This window comes from Amycolatopsis silviterrae (assembly GCF_042684085.1).
Classification (GTDB): Bacteria; Actinomycetota; Actinomycetes; order Mycobacteriales; family Pseudonocardiaceae; genus Amycolatopsis; species Amycolatopsis silviterrae.
Map to the genome: position 1 here is coordinate 145,693 of NZ_JBHUKS010000027.1, position 19,413 is coordinate 165,105.

General features: G+C 69.4%; 18 protein-coding genes. 12 read left to right on the forward strand and 6 right to left on the reverse strand.

The window, feature by feature from the left end; genetic code table 11:
* Nucleotides 1-50: 50 nt before the first annotated feature.
* On the reverse strand, nucleotides 51-3,308 hold the full coding sequence (locus ACFSVL_RS34535; RefSeq protein ID WP_378310337.1) for a GH92 family glycosyl hydrolase: 3,258 nt from the start codon (nucleotides 3,306-3,308) through the stop codon (nucleotides 51-53).
* A 318-nt stretch (nucleotides 3,309-3,626) separates the two neighbouring features.
* On the opposite strand from ACFSVL_RS34535, the gene ACFSVL_RS34540 reads away from it, so the two are divergent.
* From ACFSVL_RS34540 to ACFSVL_RS34590, 11 genes are all read left to right on the forward strand, one after another.
* Complete coding sequence (locus ACFSVL_RS34540) at nucleotides 3,627-4,610, forward strand: LacI family DNA-binding transcriptional regulator (RefSeq protein ID WP_378310339.1); 984 nt, start codon at nucleotides 3,627-3,629, stop codon at nucleotides 4,608-4,610.
* The gene (locus ACFSVL_RS34545; RefSeq protein ID WP_378310341.1) at nucleotides 4,607-5,644 is read left to right on the forward strand and encodes a class I mannose-6-phosphate isomerase; all 1,038 of its coding nucleotides are present in this window, start codon (nucleotides 4,607-4,609) and stop codon (nucleotides 5,642-5,644) included. The genes ACFSVL_RS34540 and ACFSVL_RS34545 overlap by 4 nt, the downstream gene beginning before the upstream one ends.
* Before the next feature lie 5 nt (nucleotides 5,645-5,649).
* Nucleotides 5,650-6,414 carry an ATP-binding cassette domain-containing protein gene (locus tag ACFSVL_RS34550; RefSeq protein ID WP_378310343.1) on the forward strand — a complete coding sequence of 255 codons (765 nt, stop codon included), beginning with the start codon at nucleotides 5,650-5,652 and terminating at the stop codon, nucleotides 6,412-6,414.
* A complete protein-coding gene (locus ACFSVL_RS34555; protein ID WP_378310345.1) occupies nucleotides 6,411-7,454 on the forward strand; it encodes an ABC transporter permease in 1,044 nt (347 codons plus the stop codon). The genes ACFSVL_RS34550 and ACFSVL_RS34555 overlap by 4 nt, the downstream gene beginning before the upstream one ends.
* Nucleotides 7,455-7,485: 31 nt before the next feature.
* Nucleotides 7,486-8,487, forward strand: a complete 1,002-nt coding sequence (locus ACFSVL_RS34560; protein WP_378310347.1) for an ABC transporter substrate-binding protein — start codon at nucleotides 7,486-7,488, stop codon at nucleotides 8,485-8,487.
* Between the two features lie 101 nt (nucleotides 8,488-8,588).
* Complete coding sequence (locus ACFSVL_RS34565; protein WP_378310349.1) at nucleotides 8,589-9,638, forward strand: sensor histidine kinase; 1,050 nt, start codon at nucleotides 8,589-8,591, stop codon at nucleotides 9,636-9,638.
* Entirely contained in the window at nucleotides 9,635-10,390 is a 756-nt protein-coding gene (locus ACFSVL_RS34570; protein WP_378310351.1) for a LytR/AlgR family response regulator transcription factor, read from the forward strand. Before ACFSVL_RS34565 ends, ACFSVL_RS34570 begins: the two co-directional genes overlap by 4 nt.
* An 82-nt stretch (nucleotides 10,391-10,472) precedes the next feature.
* Nucleotides 10,473-10,823 carry a hypothetical protein gene (locus ACFSVL_RS34575; RefSeq protein WP_378310353.1) on the forward strand — a complete coding sequence of 117 codons (351 nt, stop codon included), beginning with the start codon at nucleotides 10,473-10,475 and terminating at the stop codon, nucleotides 10,821-10,823.
* A gap of 122 nt (nucleotides 10,824-10,945) precedes the next feature.
* A complete protein-coding gene (locus ACFSVL_RS34580) occupies nucleotides 10,946-12,658 on the forward strand; it encodes a sodium/solute symporter (protein WP_378310355.1) in 1,713 nt (570 codons plus the stop codon).
* Nucleotides 12,659-12,730: 72 nt separating this feature from the next.
* Nucleotides 12,731-13,081: a DUF485 domain-containing protein gene (locus ACFSVL_RS34585; protein ID WP_378310357.1), complete on the forward strand. Its 351-nt coding sequence runs from the start codon at nucleotides 12,731-12,733 to the stop codon at nucleotides 13,079-13,081.
* Nucleotides 13,078-14,709: a solute symporter family protein gene (locus tag ACFSVL_RS34590; RefSeq protein WP_378310359.1), complete on the forward strand. Its 1,632-nt coding sequence runs from the start codon at nucleotides 13,078-13,080 to the stop codon at nucleotides 14,707-14,709. Before ACFSVL_RS34585 ends, ACFSVL_RS34590 begins: the two co-directional genes overlap by 4 nt.
* Nucleotides 14,710-14,764: 55 nt before the next feature.
* Here the strand turns inward: ACFSVL_RS34590 and ACFSVL_RS34595 are convergent, their stop codons facing one another.
* The 4 genes from ACFSVL_RS34595 to ACFSVL_RS34610 form a co-directional block, all read right to left on the reverse strand.
* Nucleotides 14,765-15,505: an isocitrate lyase/PEP mutase family protein gene (locus ACFSVL_RS34595; RefSeq protein ID WP_378310361.1), complete on the reverse strand. Its 741-nt coding sequence runs from the start codon at nucleotides 15,503-15,505 to the stop codon at nucleotides 14,765-14,767.
* The gene (locus ACFSVL_RS34600) at nucleotides 15,502-15,960 is read right to left on the reverse strand and encodes a carboxymuconolactone decarboxylase family protein (RefSeq protein WP_378310363.1); all 459 of its coding nucleotides are present in this window, start codon (nucleotides 15,958-15,960) and stop codon (nucleotides 15,502-15,504) included. The genes ACFSVL_RS34595 and ACFSVL_RS34600 overlap by 4 nt, the downstream gene beginning before the upstream one ends.
* 66 nt (nucleotides 15,961-16,026) lie before the next feature.
* Nucleotides 16,027-16,557 (reverse strand): DUF6886 family protein, encoded by a 531-nt coding sequence (locus tag ACFSVL_RS34605; protein WP_378310365.1) that lies wholly within the window; start codon nucleotides 16,555-16,557, stop codon nucleotides 16,027-16,029.
* Between the two features lie 29 nt (nucleotides 16,558-16,586).
* A complete protein-coding gene (locus ACFSVL_RS34610; protein WP_378310366.1) occupies nucleotides 16,587-17,327 on the reverse strand; it encodes a peptidylprolyl isomerase in 741 nt (246 codons plus the stop codon).
* Nucleotides 17,328-17,444: 117 nt separating this feature from the next.
* Between ACFSVL_RS34610 and ACFSVL_RS34615 the strand changes: the two genes are divergently transcribed.
* Nucleotides 17,445-18,431 carry a trypsin-like serine peptidase gene (locus tag ACFSVL_RS34615; RefSeq protein ID WP_378310368.1) on the forward strand — a complete coding sequence of 329 codons (987 nt, stop codon included), beginning with the start codon at nucleotides 17,445-17,447 and terminating at the stop codon, nucleotides 18,429-18,431.
* Between the two features lie 15 nt (nucleotides 18,432-18,446).
* Here the strand turns inward: ACFSVL_RS34615 and meaB are convergent, their stop codons facing one another.
* On the reverse strand, nucleotides 18,447-19,412 hold the full coding sequence (meaB, locus tag ACFSVL_RS34620; RefSeq protein WP_378310370.1) for a methylmalonyl Co-A mutase-associated GTPase MeaB: 966 nt from the start codon (nucleotides 19,410-19,412) through the stop codon (nucleotides 18,447-18,449).
* Between the last annotated feature and the right edge of the window lies 1 nt (nucleotide 19,413).

The following is a 19,413-nucleotide window of genomic DNA, read 5'->3' on the forward strand; positions in this document are numbered from 1 at the left end:
AGGGGAACCCTGGGGGAATCAGAGTCCCTCAGGGTTCCCCTCACGGAAGGTCAGCCCGCGGCGATGGCGAAGACGTGCAGAGCGCCGCCGCTGACGCCGTTCGGCAGTGTCACGCTCGCGACGGTTTTGCCCGCGTCCAGCGTGATCGGCGCGGTGGCGAACACCATGGTGCGGATCTGCTGCGGATCGCCGCCCGCGGAGTTGCGGTACGGCGTGGACAGGACGATCCGGTTGCCGAACGCCGGCTGCGCTCCGCCGCCGCCGAGCGTCCAGTCCGAGAATCCGATGGTGGCGGTGGACTTGCTGCCGTCGGTGTAGGTGACGGTGAGCGTGCCCTGTGCGTTGCCGTTGCTGGCGGAGCCGAGCAGCGCGAGCCGTCCCGAGCCGGACAGGTTGATCGTCTGACCGGCGGCGACGACGTTGTCCGGGTCGCCGGCCGGGTACGACGGCCAGGTGAAGTTCAGCCCGTCGCTCGACACCGTGCTGCCCGGCTTGGCACCGGCCTTGGCCAGCGCGTCCGCCGAGTAGCTCCAGCCGCCGCCGTCGAAGTTCCCGGCCGCCGAGTTCGCGTCCGGCGAGAGACCGGTGTTGTCCACTGTGGCCAGCCAGCTGTTCGGCTTCGCCACCAGGACGGTCAGCACCGCCTGCGCGTCCGCGAGGCCCGGCGAGGAGAAGGTGACCGGGATCCGGCGCGGGCCGTCGGGGGTGCCCGCCGGAACGCTCACCGTCACCTCGGCGTGGCCCTTTCCGGCCGCCGGGACCTGGACGGACCCGGTCGCGGGCGTCAGCGTGATGCCGTCGGCGCTGCCCGCGGAGTAGGTCCAGGTCTTCGCGGCGCCGGACAGGTCCTGCACGCCCACCGAGGCGGTCGAGGTCGTGCCGGCGGGCACCACCGCGCGTGCCGGGTCCACAAAGGACAGGCTCGGCTTCTCCTGCTCGCGGAACGACGGCGGCGCGTCAGCCGCGGCGGCACCCCACGAGGTCGCGGTCGTCGACCGGGTGAAGTCCAGCTTGCCGCCCTGCGAGATCAGACCTTCCGACAGCCACGCCTTGTTCGCCGCGCCGCCGTTCACCTTCAGGCTGGCGGTGTACTCGCCGGTGCCCGGAGCATTGACGGTGATCTTCTTGCCCGCGCCGGTGGTCAGCTCGGCGTGCGGGAACCGCGGCGTGGTCAGGACGGTCTCGGCGCGGCCCGGGATCTCCGGGTAGACGCCGAGCGCGGACCAGACGTACCAGGACGACATCTGCCCGAGGTCGTCGTTGCCGATCAGGCCTTCCGGACGCGGGTTGTACAGCTCGTCCATCGCCCGGCGCACGATGTTCTGCGTCTTCGCCGGAGCACCCGCGAACGAGTACACGTAGGGCGCGTTCGAGTTCGGCTCGTTGCCGAGGAACGCATACGGCTCATGGGTTCCGGCGTTCAGCTTCGTGAAGAAAGTGTCCAAACGCGACTGAGTGGCGGCGGTGCCGCCGAACGCGGTCACGAGACCGGCGAGGTCGTACGGGACCATCCAGTCGTACTGCGCGCCGTTGCCCTCGACCCAGCCCTGCGAGCTGGCCGGGTTGTAGTTCGCGGAGAACGAGCCGTCCGCGTTGCGCGGCTGGAGATGTCCGCTGCCCGGGTTGTAGAGGTTCTGCCAGTTCTGCGCGCGCTTCATGAACGTGGTGTACGTGGCCCCGTCGCCGAGCCGCTTCGCGAACTGGGCGATGGCGAAGTCCGCGCTCGTGTACTCCAGGGTGTCCGCCGCCGCGCCGGGCACGTAGCCGAGCCGTTGGTAGTCCTGCAGACCCGGCCGTTCGGTGTAGCCCTGTGTCGGCTGTGTCGCACCCTTGATCATGAGCAGCAACGCTTTCTGCGCGTCAAAATCACGCGCGCCGAACGCGTAGGCGCTGGAAACGATGATGTGGTACGGATCCCCGTTCATCACGCCGGTGTAGTCGTTCGCCACCGTCCAGCGGTCCCACGAACCGCCTTGTTCGGCGAACGCCATCATCGAGCGCACGAGGTCCGAGGTCTCCTTCGGCGCGATCGTGGCCAGCAGCGGGACTTCGGACCGATAGATGTCCCAGCCGGAGATGTTGGTGTACATCGCGTGGCCGCGTTCGGCCTGGTGGATCCGGCCGTCGAAGCCGGGATAGCGACCGTCCACATCGGAGAAGACGTTCGGCTGGACCAGCGAGTGGTACAGCGAGGTGTAGAACGTCGCGGTGTCGGCATCGCTGCCGCCGCTGACCTGGATCTTGCCGAGCTGGTCGTTCCACGCCTTCCGCGCGGACGCGGCCACCGCGTCGAACGACTTCTTGCCGTTGTTCTCCGCCTTCAGGTTCGCCTTCGCTCCGTCGACGGACACAAAGGACAGTCCGACCTGGACGTTGACCTGCGCCCCGTTGAGGTTCGGGAACGTCACGTAGCCGCCGCTGCCCGGGCCGCTCACCGTGGTGTCCTGCGGCTTGGCCTTAGCCGGTCGAGCCAGCGAAGCACCGATGCCGTTGGGCTGCGCGACCTTCGCCTTCGCGCCGCCGGTTTCCGAGGTCTTGCCCGGCGTCACCGCGCCGTTCTTCCACGTCCCGACGGACGCGAACGGGGTGTCGAACTTCGCCGAGAAGTAGACCCGGTACGAGTTCTTCGCGCCGCAGAACCGGCCGCTGGTCGCCCAGCCGCTGATGGTGTCCTTGCCGATGCTGATCGACGCGTCGTCGGTACCGTTGACCGAGCCGGAGGTGTTGACCAGCAACGTGGACGCCGCGCCCGCCGGGTAGGTGAACCGCCCGGAACCGGTGCGCTGCGTCGCGGCCAGTTCGACCTTCGCGCCGTTGTCGAGGGCGACGTCGTAAGCGCCGGCGGTCGCGTGCTCGTTCTTGTGGTCGAACGTCGAGGTGTAGTGGCCCGGATCGGTCGCGGGCGACGTGCTGATCTCGCCGACGTACGGCATGAACGGCAGGTCCTGATACGTGGTGCAGCCCGCGCCGGAAAGGTGCGTGAGGCTGAACCCGGTGATCGTGTTGTCGTCGTAGAAATAGCCGCCCGGCTGGGATTTCTTGGTGTCCGGGCTCCACTGCACCATCCCGAACGGCGCCACCGCGCCGGGGAAGGTGTTGCCCGCGCCGCCGCCGGTCCCGTGGTCCGCGCCGCCGGGCCGGGTGCCGACGAACGGGTTCACCCACTTCGCCAGGTCGGCGGATTTCGCGGAAGTGGCCGGTGCGGTATCGGCCAGTGCGGGTGCCGCGGGGACCAAGGAGGCCCCTGTCACCACCGCGGAGGTCAGGAAGATCAGTCCGGCTCTCCAGCGCGCTCGCGCCATCGCCATCGCCTCTCCAGTTGTCCGGCGCGAACCCGCCGCCACCGGCCCTCGAGGCATCGATGACAACCTTGTCGCGCACCGTCGATGCGGGCCACCTTGGGCAATGGCTCACCGGATCGTCAAGACCGCGGTGAGAGCCTGTCCGATTCGGGACAACGATGTCCACCATCCGCACCAGCGGATACGGCGGGACGGGCAGCACCGGCCGCCCGCCATTGACAGCGGCGCGCCGGATGGTGTCCAATCCCCCGCATTATGACAACGTTGTCTCACTCGGGCCGGGACGCGGACGGGCTTCCCCGCCCCGCCAGCAGGCGGGCCACGATGAGCGATGTGGCCCGGCTGGCCGGCGTCAGCATCAAAACGGTGTCGCGGGTCGTCAACGACGAGCCCGCGGTGCATCCGGACACCGCCGAACGCGTGGTGGCCGCGATCGAACAGCTGGGGTTCCGCCGGAACCTCGGCGCCCGCAACCTGCGCCGCGGCTCGACCACCGGCACCATCGGACTGGTCGTCGAGGACGTCGGCAACCCCTTCTACTCCGAGCTGAACCGTGCGGTGGAACGGATCGCGACGTCCTTCGGCAGACATGTGCTGACAGGGTCGTCCGGCGAGAATTCCGACCGCGAACGCGAGCTGTCGCTGGAGTTCTGCGCGCGGCGCGTGGACGGCCTGCTGATCGTGCCCGCCGGGCTGCAGCACGGCTATCTCGTGCCGGAAATGCGCGCGGGCACTCCGGTGGTGTTCCTCGACCGGCCGGCCGGCGACATCGTCGCCGACACCGTGCTCGTGGACAACCTCGGCGGCACCATCGAGGCGGTCGGCCACCTCGTGCGGCACGGCCACCGCCGGATCGCGTTCCTCGGTGACAGCCCGGACATCTTCACCGCCGCGGAACGGCTCCGCGGGTTCCGGGAAGGCTGTGTGCGCAACGGGATCTCCTACGACGAGAGCCTGGTCGCGATGCAGACGCCGACCCCGGAAACCGTCGGCCACGCCGTGCGCAAGCTGGCCGCCGGGCCGAACCCGGCCACCGCGGTGATCGCGGGCAACAACCGGGTCGCGGTGCACCTGCTGCGCGCGCTCGCGCACGCCGAGCGCAGGCCCGCGCTGGTGAGCTTCGACGATTTCGAGCTGGCGGACCTGCTCGACCCGCCGGTCACCGTGATCGCCCACGACGTCAGCGCCCTCGGGCACGCAGCGGCCGAGCTGCTGTTCGCCCGCATCCAAGGCGATCAATCCGCCCCGAGAAAGGTAGTTCTGCCCGTGCACCTCGTCGCCCGCGGTTCCGGTGAGGCCGCCCTGTGACCAAGCACCTCGAGCCGGTCCGGCTCCCGGCCAACCAGCCCCCGCAGTTCTACCGGGGCGGCGACGCGATCGCCGCCCTGCGCGGGGCGACCGGCACCGACTCGAAGTTCGGGCCGGAGGACTGGGTCGGTTCCGTCACCACCATGTTCGGCCAGGAGACCAACGGTCTCACCAGGCTGCCCAGCGGGATCTGGCTGCGCGACGCGGTCAGCGGCGATCCGGACGCGTGGCTGGGCGCGGCGCACGTCGCCAAGCTCGGCGACTCGACCGGCCTGCTGGTGAAACTGCTCGACGCCGGACAGCGGCTGCCGGTGCACTTCCACCCGTCGGATTCGTTCGCCCGCAAGCACTTCGACTCGCACTTCGGCAAGACCGAGGCGTGGATCGTGGTCGGCACCTACGGCGACGACCCGCGCGTGTACCCGGGTTTCCGGGAGACGCTGAGCAAGGACACCGTCGCCGAGTGGACCCGCGAGCAGGACGCGCCGAGCATGCTGGGCGCGCTCAACAGCATCCCGGTGCAGGCGGGCGACACGGTCTACATCCCGGCCGGGCTGCCACACGCGATCGGCGAGGGCGTGTTCGTGGTCGAACTGCAGCAGCCGACGGACTTCTCGCTGACCCTGGAATGGCGTGATTTCCTTGCCTCGCCGGAAAAGGGCCACCTCGGGATCGGCTTCGACACCGCGATCGAAACGCTCGACACGTCGGGCTGGGACGACGACCGGCTCAAGACCATCGTGAAGCACACCTCCGGCGACGAAGCGACCACAGTGGACTTGCTCGCGCCGGGCTCGGCGGAGTTCTTCCGCGCCGACCGCATCCAGCTGTCCGGCGCCACGTTCGCCCTCGACCCGTCGTTCAGCGTGCTCGTCGCGCTCGGCGGCGAGGGCACCCTGCGCACCGAGCACCACGGCGAGTTCCCGGTGGCCAAGGGCGACACCTACGCGGTGCCGTTCTCGGCGGGCCAGACCGAGCTGTCCGGCTCGCTCACCGTCGTCCGCTGCCGTCCGCCCGCCCCGGAAAGGAGTTAGCGCCGATGAGCGAGATCCTGCTCGACGCGGTGGACCTGACCAAGCACTACGGATCGGTGGAAGCCTTGCGCGGCGCGTCTTTCCAGGCGCGCGCGGGCGAGGTCACCGCGTTGATCGGCGACAACGGCGCGGGCAAATCCACGCTCGTGAAGTGCCTGTCCGGGGCTGAACAGCCGACCTCGGGCCGGATCCTGCTCGACGGCAGCGAGATCCATCTTGACTCGCCGGTGGCCGCGCGCCGGGCGGGCATCGAGACGGTGTATCAGGATCTCGCCGTCGCGCCGGAACTGGACCCGGCGGCGAATCTGTTCCTGGGCCGGGAAATCCCGCGCAAAGGCCTCCTCGGCAAGCTCGGGATGCTCGACAAGGCGGAGATGCGCCGTCAGGCAGTGGCCGAGTTTGAACGGCTCGGCGTGACGCTGCAGAGCACCAACGTGCCGATCGGCTCGCTGTCCGGCGGGCAGCGGCAGAGTGTTGCGGTGGCGCGTTCGGTGGTGTGGGCGTCGAAGGTCGTGTTCATGGACGAGCCGACCGCCGCGCTCGGTGTGGTGCAGCGCGAACGCGTGCTGGACGTGATCAAGAAGGTTCGCGACAAAGGCATCGCGGTGGTGCTGATCAGCCACAACATGCCCGAGGTGCTGTCGGTGTCGGACCGGGTCGAGGTGCTGCGGCTCGGCAAGCGCGTCGCCCGGTTCGCCGGTGCGGACACGACGCTCGAGGATCTGGTCGCCGCGATGACCGGGGCTCTCGTGCAGGAGGAGGCGGCATGAGCGCACCGGTGAAGGACATTCAGACCGCTGTGGACGGCGAGTTCGTCAAGCCGCCGCTGGGGAAACGGCTCGTCGGGGCCAACACCTTCTGGATCGCGCTGGTGCTGATCGCGCTGATCGCGGTCTTCACCGCCCTCGCGCCCGGCGAGTTCGCGACCCTGTTCACCTTCCAGACTCTGCTGATCGAAACGTCCGTGCTGCTGGTGCTTTCGGTCGGCATGACGTTCGTGATCATCACCTCCGGCATCGACCTGTCCGTCGGATCGGTGCTGATCTTCTCCGGCATGGTCGCGGGCAAGACCATGGAAGCGCTCAGCGGCGGCGACGCCTCGCACGCGGGCTGGGGCGTGATTACCGCCGGGTTGGTCGCGGCGGTGCTCGCGGGCACGATCTGGGGCCTGATCAACGGATTCCTCATCGCGGTGGCGCGCATCCCGCCGCTGATCGTCACGCTCGGCACGATGGGCGCGGCGCTCGGCGCGTCGTACCTGCTCAACAACGGTTCGGACGTGCGCAGCGTGCCCACCGAACTGAACAAGACCCTCGGCTACGGCACGTCGTTCGGCGGGATCCCGAACCTCGTGCTGGTGGCCGTGGTGATCACGCTGATCGGCGCGTGGCTGCTGCACACCACGCGGTTCGGCCGCTACACGTTCGCGGTCGGCTCGAACGCCGAGGCGGCGCGGCGCTCGGGCATCGGCGTGACCGCGCACCTGCTGAAGGTGTACCTGCTCACCGGTTTCCTCGCCGGGATCGCGGGTTTCATGTCGCTGGCGTACTACGCGTCGACCACGATCTCGGCGCACACCAACGACAATCTCAACTCCATCTCCGCGACGGTGATGGGCGGAACGAGCCTCTTCGGCGGCATCGGCTCGATGCTGGGCACGGTGATCGGGGTGTTCATCCCGGCGGTGCTGCGGAAGGGCTTCAACATCACGCACGTGCAGGACTACTGGCAGTACATCGCGGTCGGCGCGGTCCTGATCGCGGCGGTGTGGTTCGACCAGCGCCACCGCCGCAAGCGCAACTCCCGCTGAATCGGTCCCCGAGTACAAAGAGGTGCTTACGATGAAGTTCAGCAAAACCGTCCTCGCCGCGGGGACGCTCGCGTCCGCGGCGATGCTGGTGGCCGCGTGCGGCTCCGGGCAGGTGGGGCAGAGCGGGTCCAGCGACAAGCCCGGCGGCAACTCCGCGAACAGCAAGAAGCTCGCGCTGGTGCCGGGCGTGCAGGCGGAGCCGTTCTACATCTCGATGCAATGCGGCGCACAGGAAGAAGCGAAGAAGCTCGGCTACGAGCTGACCACCCAGGCACCGCAGAAGTTCGACGCGGCGATGCAGACGTCGATCGTGAACGCGCTGGGCTCCAACCCGCCCGCCGCGCTGCTTGTCGCCCCGACGGACGACCAGGCGATGCTCGCGCCGATCCAGCAGGTGAAGAACCGCGGTGCGAAGATCGTCGAGGTCGACACTTCGCTCAAGGACAAGAGCGTCGCGGTGTCGTCGGTTTCGTCGGACAACACCGAGGGCGGCAAGCTGGCCGCGCAGACCATGGCGAAGCTGGTCGGCGACAAGCCGGGTTCGGTGCTGGTCCTCGACACCATCGCGGGCACGTCCACCACCGCGGCCCGCGCGAAGGGCTTCGAGGACGAGCTGAAGAACCATCCGAACCTCAAGTCGACGGGCATCCAGTTCACCCAGAACGAACCGGAGCAGGCCGCGTCGAAGGTGACCGCGGCGCTGGCCTCGACTCCAGACCTCATCGGGATTTTCGCCACCAATCTCAACACCGGCGAGGGCGCGGCGACCGGCCTGCGCAACGCGGGCAAGATCGGCAAGGTCAACCTGGTCGGCTTCGACGCCAGCCCGTCCGAAGTGGACGGTCTGAAGAAGGGCGAGTACCAGGCGCTCATCGCGCAGGACCCGGCGCAGATCGGCACCAAGGGCGTCGACCAGGCGGTGGCCGCGCTCGAGGGCAAGCCGACCGAACGGAACCTGACCGCCCAGCTGCACTCGATCACCAAGGACGACCTGGACGCCAACTCGAAGTACTTCTACAAGCAGAGCTGCTAGCCACTGGTGCGGCCGAAGGGGACTTTCCGTGCGGAAAGTCCCCTTCGGTCACTTCCGGGCTAGTATCAACTCCCCCAGATGCCGTGAGGGGAGGCTCGTCGATGACCGAGGGTGCCCGGCTGCCGTGGCGCTCCCGCCCGGACGCCGTCAGCGTGCTCGGCGCGGCGCGGAAGGTCGCCGACGACCTGAAAGACGGCCTGTCCGGAGTCCGCGCCCGACGCGCCGCGCACGGGTTGCGGCGGCTGTTCGACGTGGCCGGGCTGGGCTTGTCGGACTTGTCCGGCACCCTGATGTGGTCCGGCCGGCCGGGGGCCGACTCCTCGGTGTCCCAGGTTCTGGACGACGTCCTGCACCAGGAAGAGCCGATCACCGTCGGCGGCGTGACGGCGGTTCCGCTGCACGTCCATGACGAGCTGGCGGGCGCGTTGCTGCTGGTCGGCGACGTGCCCGGTGGGGTGACCCGGCAGGCGGCGGACCTCGTGGTGCAGGCCTTGGAACGGGGTCAGCTCGAAGCTTCGGCCGATCAGGCCACGCAAGCCGAACTCCGGGCGTTGCGAGCGGAGATGTCGCCGCATTTCGTGTACAACGCGCTCACCGTGATCGCCTCGTTCGTCCGCTCGGAGCCGGACCGGGCGCGCGATCTGATGCTCGATTTCGCTGATTACACCCGCTACAGCCTGTCCCGGCACGGCGAGTACACCGTCGTCGCCGAGGAGTTCCGCGCGGTGGAAACGTATCTCGCGCTGCAGCGGGCGGTGCTGGGCGAAAGACTCAAGGTGCAGGTGCGGGTCGCGCCGGAAGTGCTTGCGGTGGCGGTGCCGTACCTGGTACTCGAACCCCTCGTGGAGAACGCGATCCGGCACGGCATCGAGCCGAGGCAGGAGGCAGGGCTGGTCCAGGTGCACGGACAGGCGGAAGGGAACGACTGCGTGATCAGCGTCGAGGACGACGGAGTCGGCATGGAGCCCGAGCGCGCCGCCGCCATCCTCGCGGGAAGCGGCGACGGGACCGGGCTCGGAATGGCCAATGTGGACAGACGGCTGCGCACGGTCTACGGGGCCTGGTACGGGCTGACGGTGGAAACGGCGGTCGGCGAAGGCACCCGGGTCGTCCTGCGGGTGCCGCGGTTCCAGCCGGGGGTGCTGCCGTGAGCGGGCTGCGGGTGCTGGCGGTCGACGATCTCGCGCCGGCGCTGGACGACCTGTGCCGGATGCTGCGCGACGCGCCGGAGGTCGGCGAGGTCGTCGGCGCGAGCGATGCGCTGAAGGCGCTGAAACTGTTGCAGGCGGACCATTTCGACGCGGTTTTCCTCGACATTTCCATGCCAGGCTTGGACGGGCTCGAACTCGCGTCGCTGCTGGCGAAGCTGTCCGAACCGCCGGTGATCGTCTTCGTCACCGCACACGACGGGCACGCGGTGGCGGCGTACGGCATCGGGGCGGTGGACTACCTGCTCAAGCCCGTGCGCACGGAACGGCTTTCCGCCGCGCTGGCGAAGGTGACCCGCCTGGTGCCGAGCAGCCGCCGCCGGTCCTCGCCGGACGCGATGGCCGCGCTGCCGGTGGATTCCGGCGGCCGCACCCGGTATGTCCGGCGCGACGACGTGCTGTTCGCCGAGGCCAACGGCGACTACGTCCGGCTGCATACCCGCGGCGGCGTGCATCCGGTGCGGATGCCGATTTCGCGGCTTGAGGAGTATTGGGAAGGGACCGGGTTTACGCGGGTGCACCGGGGGTTCCTGCTCGCGGTGAGCGCGGTGCTGGAGCTGCGGAGCGACACGACGGGCGGGCTGCTGGCGCACACCGAGGCGGGCGATGTGCCGGTCAGCCGGCGGCACGCGCGGGACCTCCGGGACCGGCTGCTGGAGGCGGCGCAGCGGGGACAGCTCGGGAGCGCCCGGTGACCCGGCTGGCTGGGGCGGGTCGTGAGTGGCAATCCCGGTTAGAACCGGGATTGCCACTCACGAGGGTTGCGCGGGGTGCCCGGTGAGCCGCACCAAACGCGTCGCCGTCACCAGTCCGCAGACGAGGCTTGCCCGGTCGCGGCGGCTCGAACGCGGCCGGTGGCGGATGCCGCGCCTGCGCGCGCCGGAGGCGGAACGCGCGGCGGTGCTGTACCGGATCCAGCGCCGCCGCGGCATTCCCGCGCTGGTCGCGATGTTCGTGCTGGTGCTGGGTTTGCCGGTGCTGTTCGCGCTCGCCCCGTCGCTGGACGACGTGCGGCTGTGGGGGATTCCGCTGTCCTGGCTGCTGATCGCGGTCCTGCCGTACCCGGTGCTGGCCGGGCTTTCGTGGTGGCAGCTGCGCCGCGCGGAGAAGATCGAGGACGATCGGTGAGCCGAACACCCGCAGCGCCCCAATGTGGCGTTCGGTGCGTCCAACGCACCCAATGTGGCATTCGGTGCGTCACATGCACCCAATGCCACATTGGGGCGCAAGCGGCGAGCGTGGGCGGATAGATGGACATCGCGCTGGCGGTAGCCCCGGTCGTCCTCGTCACGCTGCTCATCGGCGTGCGCGGGGTCGCCGCCATGCGCACCACCTCCGACTTCCTGGTGGCGTCAAGGCGAATCTCCCCCTTCGTCAACTCCGCCGCGGTCTCCGGCGAATACCTCTCCGCAGCGTCATTCCTCGGCGTCGCCGGGCTGATGGTCAAGGACGGCGTCGGCGCGCTCTGGTACCCGGTCGGCTTCACCGCGGGGTACGTCGCGATGCTGGTCCTTGTCGCCGCGCCAATGCGAAGGTCCGGCGCACTCACCGTCCCCGACTTCGCCGAAGCGCGGCTCGCCTCCCCCGCGTTGCGCCGTCTCGCCGCAGTAGTGGTGCTGGTGATCGGGACCATCTACGTCGTCCCCCAGTTCCGTACCGCCGGGCTTGTGCTCACCGCGGTCGGCGGGACTCCGTATTGGGTCGGCGTGGTCATCGCGGGCACCGCGGTCAGTGTCACGCTCGCGCTCGGCGGCATGCGCGCGGCGACGTACGTCCAAGCGTTCCAGTTCTTCCTGAAGCTCGTGCTGTTCCTCGTCCCCGCGCTGTGGCTGGTGCTCCACATCAGCACCGACACCCGCGACGCGAGTCTCACGCCGGTCGAGTTCACCCGGTTCTCGCACGAGACCCCGGTGCAGTTCGACCACGACGTCACCCTCACCTTCCGCGAACCCACCGCGCTGCAAGGCCGCGGCACCGTCGCGCCGGGACAACTGGTGGTGCACAAGGGAGAACAGCTCACGTTCGCCGCCGGTACGCAGGTTCCCGGCGTCAGCGGAGAGGTCGCGCTCGGCGGGCCGGAGTGGCAGCGTCCGCTGCTGGAGCTCGACAAAGGACACCCGCTGCTCGGCACGTGGGCGGTCCTCATCGCGACCGTGCTCGGCACGATGGGCCTCCCGCACGTCCTGATGCGCTTCCACACCAGCCCGGACGGCCGCGCCGCGCGCCGGACCGCCGCGATCACCGTGGCGCTGCTCGGAGTCTTCTACCTCTTCCCCGGCATCTACGGCGTCCTCGGCCGGGTGCTGGTGCCGCAGCTGTACCTCTCCGGCAACACCGACACGGTGGTCGTCGCGCTGCCCTCGCAGGTCGACCACAGCTGGGCCGGGCAGATGTTCACCGCGCTGCTCACCGCGGGCGCGTTCGCCGCGTTTCTGGCGACGTCGCTGGGATTGCTGCTGGTGATGTCCGGCGCGATCGCCTACGACCTGATGCCCGGCGGCCTGCGCCGGCTGCGGGTGACGGTCGTGTTCGCCGCGATCGCGATGGTGCTGCTCGCGCTGCCGTCCGCGCGGCTCGACGCGGGAGTGCTGGTGACCTGGGGGTTCACCGTCGCCGCGTCCACGTTCTGCCCGCTGCTCGTGCTCGGCATCTGGTGGCAGCGGCTCACCGCGGCGGGCGCGATCGCCGGGGTGCTCACCGGGCTGGCGGCCTCGTCCGGGTCGATCCTGTTTGCGCTGGCCGGGCCGCCGATGCAAGGCTGGGTGGCGATCTTGGTCTCGCAACCGGCACCCTGGTCGGTACCGCTCGCGTTCGGCGTGATGATCACGGTGTCACTGCGCGGGCGCCCACCGTCTTGGGCGGGGGCCGCGATGTTACGGCTGCATCTCGACGAGCGCCCCTCGTCCACGCCGGGTGACCGTTCGTCGACCGTTCGTCGTGCGGCGAGGCGTTTGAGCCGCTGACGGTTCCCTCGCCCCGGCGTCCTCCCTACTGTGTCGCGCACCACATCCGCAGCGTCGCACAAGGGAGATCCCATGAGCGCAGGCGACCCGTCCGGCGCGCCGCCGGACACGATCTGGGAGCAGGCGCACGACAGCGCCGAATTCCGCGAACTCCGCGGCCGGCTGCGCCGGTTCGTGTTCCCGATGGCCGGACTGTTCCTCGCCTGGTACCTGCTCTACGTCCTGCTCGCCGACTACGCGCACGGCTTCATGAGCACGAAGATCGCCGGCAACTTCACCGTCGGCCTGCTCTTCGGGCTGCTGCAGTTCGTCTCCACGTTCCTCATCACGTGGCTGTACGTGCGCTACGCCAACAAGAAGCTGGACCCGCTGGCCGAGCGGATCAAGGACGACATCGAGAACCCGGAGAAGGAGGGGGCGTGAACACTCTCGCCGAGAGCGTCGAGGGCAGCAATCCCACGCTCAACATCTCGATCTTCGCGCTGTTCGTGGTCATCACGCTGGTGATCGTGTTCCGCGCGAGCCGCAACACCAAGACCGCGTCCGACTACTACGCCGCGGGCCGCGCGTTCACCGGCCCGCAGAACGGCATCGCGATCTCCGGCGACTACCTGTCGGCCGCGTCGTTCCTCGGCATCGCCGGCGCCATCGCGGTGTACGGCTACGACGGGTTCCTGTACTCGATCGGCTTCCTGGTGGCGTGGCTGGTCGCGCTGCTGCTCGTCGCGGAACTGCTGCGCAACACCGGCAAGTTCACCATGGGCGACGTGCTGGCGTTCCGGATGAAGCAGCGTCCGGTGCGCGCCGCGGCGGCGGTTTCGACGCTCGTGGTGTCGTTCTTCTACCTGCTGGCGCAGATGGCCGGCGCGGGCGGCCTGGTCGCGCTGCTGCTGGGCATCGAGGGCAAGGCCGCGCAGTCGCTGGTGATCGCGGTGGTCGGCGTGATCATGATCGCCTACGTCCTCATCGGCGGCATGAAGGGCACCACCTGGGTGCAGATCATCAAGGCGGCGCTGCTGATCATCGGCGCGCTCGCGATGACGCTGTGGGTGCTCGGCAAGTACGGCTTCAACTTCTCCTCGCTGCTGCAGGGCGCGGTCGACAAGGCCGGGCAAGCCGGCGAGGCGCTGCTCGGGCCGGGCAAGCAGTACGGCAAGGACGGCACGACGAAGCTGGACTTCTTCTCCCTCGGCATCGCGCTGGTGCTGGGCACCGCGGGCCTGCCGCACGTGCTGATGCGCTTCTACACCGTGCCGACCGCGCGCGAGGCGCGTCGTTCGGTGGTGTGGGCGATCGTGCTGATCGGCGTGTTCTACCTGTTCACCCTGGTGCTCGGCTACGGCGCGGGCGCGCTGGTCGGACCGGACGCGATCAAGAAGGCCCCGGGCGGCGTGAACTCCGCGGCCCCGCTGCTCGCGCTGAACCTCGGCGGCCCGGTGCTGCTGGGCCTGATCTCGGCGATCGCGTTCGCCACGATCCTCGCCGTGGTCGCGGGATTGACGATCACCGCGTCCGCCTCGTTCGCCCACGACGTGTACGCGAACGTGCTGAAGAAGGGCAAGGTCGGCACCGGTTCGGAGGTCCGCGTCGCGCGGATCACCGCCGTGGTGATCGGCGTGGTCGCGATTCTCGGCGGCATTCTGGCGAACGGGCAGAACGTCGCGTTCCTGGTGGCGCTGGCCTTCGCGGTGGCGGCTTCGGCGAACCTGCCGACGATTCTCTACTCGCTGTTCTGGAAGCGGTTCAACACCCAGGGCGCGCTGTGGAGCATTTACGGCGGGTTGATCGTGACGATCGTGCTCATCGTGTTCTCGCCCGCGGTTTCCGGGAAGCCGGTCGACCCGAAGACCGGCAAGAGCGCGTCGATGCTGCAGGGCGTCGACTTCCACTGGTTCCCGCTCGACAACCCGGGGCTGGTGTCCATTCCGGTCGCGTTCATTCTCGGCTGGCTCGGCACGATCCTGTCGAAGGAACACGACAAGGCGAAGTTCGCCGAAATGGAAGTACGGGCGCTCACCGGCGCCGGTGCGGAAAAGGCCGTGCAGCACTGAGTTTTACCCACGGAAACCGCTGGGTGCCGCTTCGAAGCGGCACCCAGCGGTTTTTTCAATACGGCAGCTTCCCCTGCGCGATCCCGTCCAGCGTGCCTTCCAGCACGTGCCGCAGATACCGCCACAGCCCGGCCCCCAGGGAAATCCGGGCTACCCCCAGTTCGGCGAACCCGGCCAGCCCCGGACCGCCGGGAAGCGCCGAAGCGTTGACCGGACCGCCTACCTGACGGACGAATTCGGCCAGAACTTCCGGCGAACGCACGAGAATCGGATACACGCAGTCCGCCCCGGCTTCGAGGTACGCGCGCCCGCGAGCGACGGCGTCGTCGAGCACCGCTTGCTCGTCCGGTGCACCGAGGAACGAGTCCACCCGTGCGTTGATCACCAGCCCGTCGCCGGCCGCGCGGTGCAGTTCAGCGATCCGCTCCGCCTGCTCGGCCGCCGGTCGCAACGCGCCTTTGCCGTGGTCGGTGTCCTCGATGTTGCACCCGACCGCCCCGATTTCGCTGAGCCGGGCCGCGAGATCCGCTGGCGCCAAGCCGTATCCGGCCTCGGCGTCAACGGTCACCGGCACCGAGACCGCGTCCACGATCCGCTTGGCCGCCGCGAGCATCTCGTCCGCGGACGCGCCTTCGTGGTCCGCCTGCCCCAGCGCCGCCGCGACCGCCGCGGAACTCGTTGCCACCACCGGGAATCCGGCCGCTTCCACCGCCTGCGCGGTATCCGCGTCCCACGCATTCGGCAGGATCAGCGGCTTCCCGGGCACATGCAGCGCCCGCAGCTGCGCGGCGCTCACGCGGCCCGCTCCGGCAGCTCGGCGTGGCTCGTGACCATGAGCCGGTTCCAGGTGTTGATGGCGACGACACACCAGGCCAGCGCGCGGTACTGGTCCTCGGTGAACACGCGGACGGCCTCGGCGTAGACGTCTTCGGGAACGTCCCGGTGGTCCGAGATCAGGGTCATCGCCTCGGTGTAGGCGAGCGCGGCACGTTCCTGCTCGGTGAACAGCTCGGTCTCGCGCCACCCTTCGAGCACGTAAAGCCGCCGCGGCGATTCCCCGGCTTCGACGGCTTTCGCCGCGTGCATGTCGAGGCAGTACGCACACCCGTTGATCTGCGACGCACGGATCTTGACCAGCTCGATGAGCTTCACGTCGAGCCCGGCGTTCGCGCTGGCTTTCTTCACCTCGCCCTGCAACTGGGACATAGCTTGATACAACCCGCCCGTGGCGAGGGCGATTCGCTTCGTCATACCATCCACGCTAATCCGGATTGGCCTAGCCGGATGGTCCAATCCGGGCTTGTTGATCTGGGCCAGTCAGGTGCGCGGCTGAGCGTTGCGGAGCCGGATTCCGCTGAATCCCGCCGTGCTGGCGGTCACCGCGTCCCAGAACGGCCAGAGATTCGCCAGCACCCGCAGCTGGATCCCCGCCTCCTCGTGCAGCCGCAGGAGGTCGCCGACCGGTTCCGCCGGGCCGAGCGGTTCGACCGGTTCGGTGGCGACGCAGGCGTTCGGGACCGGTTCGCCGAACGGCCGGAAGCTGGCCGCCGGAAGCCGGTAGGCGAACAGCCGCACCGTCCGGATCGCCTCCAGCCAGCGGTATTCGACGGCGTGGACCCGGTCGCCGGTGCCGATGATCCGTTCCCGGTCGGCGTCGGTGGTCGACGGCGTCGCCCAGGCCATCGCGCGAGGGCACTGGCGAGGGAACCAGTAGTCCGGACAGCGGTCGGCGCCGACCGCCCAGACATACGCGCGCGGCTGTCGCGCGGTCGCCGCGACGTGCGGCACGAAACGCGTGATCCCCGGGTCTTCCGAGAAGTGCAGCACCTGGCCAGGCTCGGGTCGCATGCCTCCGTTCTACCTGGCCAGCCGATGCATCAGCGTCCGCAGAACAGGCAGAGCGGCAGGACCAGCCCGAGATCGGTCTTGCGCACCGGTTTCCCGTCCACCGGGGTCTTGCCCGGCGGCGTGTCCGCGTCCGGTTGGATGCCGCCGGCCGCCACGCGGTCCAGGGTGCGCAACCCGGCCGAGCCGACCGTGCCGAAGACCGTGTAGTTCGGCAGCAGGCTGGAATCGCCGTACACCACGAAGAACTGCGAGCCGTTCGTGTCCGGTCCGGCGTTCGCCATGGCCAGCAGGCCGCGCGCGTACGTCCGGCGCTTGCCGGTCGGGTCGGACGGGGCGGGCGGGAGCGTCGTCGGGAGTTCGTCGCGGAACTTGTAGCCAGGGCCGCGCTCGCCGGTGCCCGTCGGATCGCCGCACTGCAGGACCTTCAGCGTCGGGTACGCGGTCAGCCGGTGACAGGTCGTCTGGTTGTAGAAACCGTTGGCCGCCAGGTGCAGGAAGCTCTGCACCGTGCACGGTGCCTGCGCGCGGTTGAGCTTCAGCGGAAGCAGGCCCTGGTTGGAGAACACCGCGACATCGACGCTGCCGCGGTCCGGCGTGTGCCGCGGGTCGCGCGGGAGCGACACCGGGCGTGCCGCGGGATCGTCCGGAGTTTCGGTGTACTGGCACGGCCCCGACGTGACCTTCGGCGGCGCCGCTTCCGCCGCCGAAGCCGGTGCGGCGACCGCGACCAGCGACAACGCGGTCAGCACGGACACGAGCAGCTTCTTCATTCCGGTTCCCTCCCAGTGCACGGAGGATCGCAGTATAGGGACGGAAAACTGCCCGCGCTTCCGGCTAAAGTCGCATCCTGACCGGTTCCTGACACCCGCGTCCTACCGTGCGGTTTCATGATCGCTCCCCTTATCGCCGGACTGGTCGCCGGGCTTCTGGCCACTCCTGCCGCTCCCGCCGGTCCCGTGCTGCAGCCGCTGGCATCCTCCCCCGCCGAACAGCAGGCGGTGTTCGCGTACTGGACCCCGCAGCGCCTGGCCGCGCTGACCCAGCCGTCGTCGGAGAATCCGCCCAAGAGCGGACCCGACGGAGCGCCGTGGCCGGACCCGCTCCCGAAGACGGTCGGCCGGCTGTTCTACACCGACCACGGCGAGGACGCGAGCTGCACGGCGACCGTCGTGCGCAGCAAGAACCGCAGCACGATCGTCACGGCCGGACATTGCGTCAACGACACCGACCTCCTCGGCGAGCACAACGCCTGGAACGCGCACCTCATGTTCGTGCCCGGCTACCACGACGGCCAAGCGCCGTACGGGAAGTTCGCCGCCCGGGCGGGCGTCGTCGACCGCACCTGGCTCGCGAACGACCAGCAGAACGCGCAGAAGTTCGACACCTTCGACCAGGCCTTCGCGGTCCTCGGCCCGAACGAGTCAGGACAGCTGGTGCAGGACGTGACCGGCGCGCAGCAGATCGGGTTCGACCGGCCGGGTGCGGCGAACGTGACGCAGTTCGGCTACCCGCGGGCAGCGTCCGATCCGGCGCGCGAGGGGCTGCCGGAGTACACCGGGGCGAGGCTGGCGTATTGCACTGGCACCGCACGGCATTGGACCGGCACCGCGACCGATCCGGACTCTCCCGATCAGTGGGGCACGGCGTGCGTCATGGGCGGCGGGTCCAGCGGCGGTCCCCGGCTGCGCGACTTCAACCCGGCGACGGGGCTGGGCACGGTCGTCGGGGACAACACGCACGCGGGGTTCTTTGCGGCGGAAGGGAAACCGTGTGGGTACGACGACCCGGGCTGTGTGCGGTATCTGGTCGGGCCGCAGTTCAGCAGGAAGGTGACGAAGCCGCTGTATGACGTCGTGAGTGTTTATCCCGGTTAGAACCGGGATTGCCACTCACGACCCCTTCAGCTCCGCAATCAACCGGTCCGCCGCCGCGAACGGGTCCAGCTCCCGGGCCACCACCCGCTCCGCCAACTCCCCCAACCTGCCCCCCTGCCGGAGATCCGCCAGCTCCGCGTGCAACCTCCGCAACGCGATCGCGGCGACCTCCTCCCGGGCACGGGCGGCGCGGCGGCGGTCCAATTCCCCATGCGCGACAAGCCATTCATGGTGCGCGCGCAACGCCGACACCACCTCGTCGACGCCTTCGCCCTTCGCCGCCACCGTGCGGACGATCGGCTGCCGCCAGCTCGGCCCGCGCAGTTCGCGACGGGCCAGGGTGATCATCTGCTTCAGGTCGTGCACCGTCGCGTCGGCGCCGTCGCGGTCGGCTTTGTTGACCACGAACACATCCGCGATCTCCAGCACGCCCGCTTTCGCCGCCTGGATCCCGTCGCCCATGCCCGGGGCCAGCAAAACCACGGTGGTGTCGGCCAGTTTCACAACGTCCACTTCGGACTGTCCAACCCCGACAGTCTCGATCAGCACGACGTCGAACCCGGCGGCGTCCAGCACCCGCACCGCCTGCGGGGTCGCCCACGACAGGCCGCCGAGATGTCCCCGGGTGGCCATCGAGCGGATGAAGACGCCGGGATCGGTGGCGTGCTCGGTCATCCGGATCCGGTCGCCGAGCAGCGCGCCGCCGGAGAACGGCGACGACGGGTCGATCGCCAGCACCCCGATCCGCAAACCCTCGCCGCGCAAGGCGGTGAGCAGCGCGGACGTCGATGTTGACTTACCGACCCCGGGTGGGCCGGTGAGTCCGATGACGCGAGCGCGGCCGGTGTAAGGCGTCAAAGCGCGGGCGATGTCCGCCACTCGCGGCGACGAATCCTCGACCAGCGAAATGAGCCGGGCGACCGCGCGCGGTTGTCCTTCCCGCGCGCGGCCGACCAGCTCGTCGAGGTCCGGGCCGGCCAAC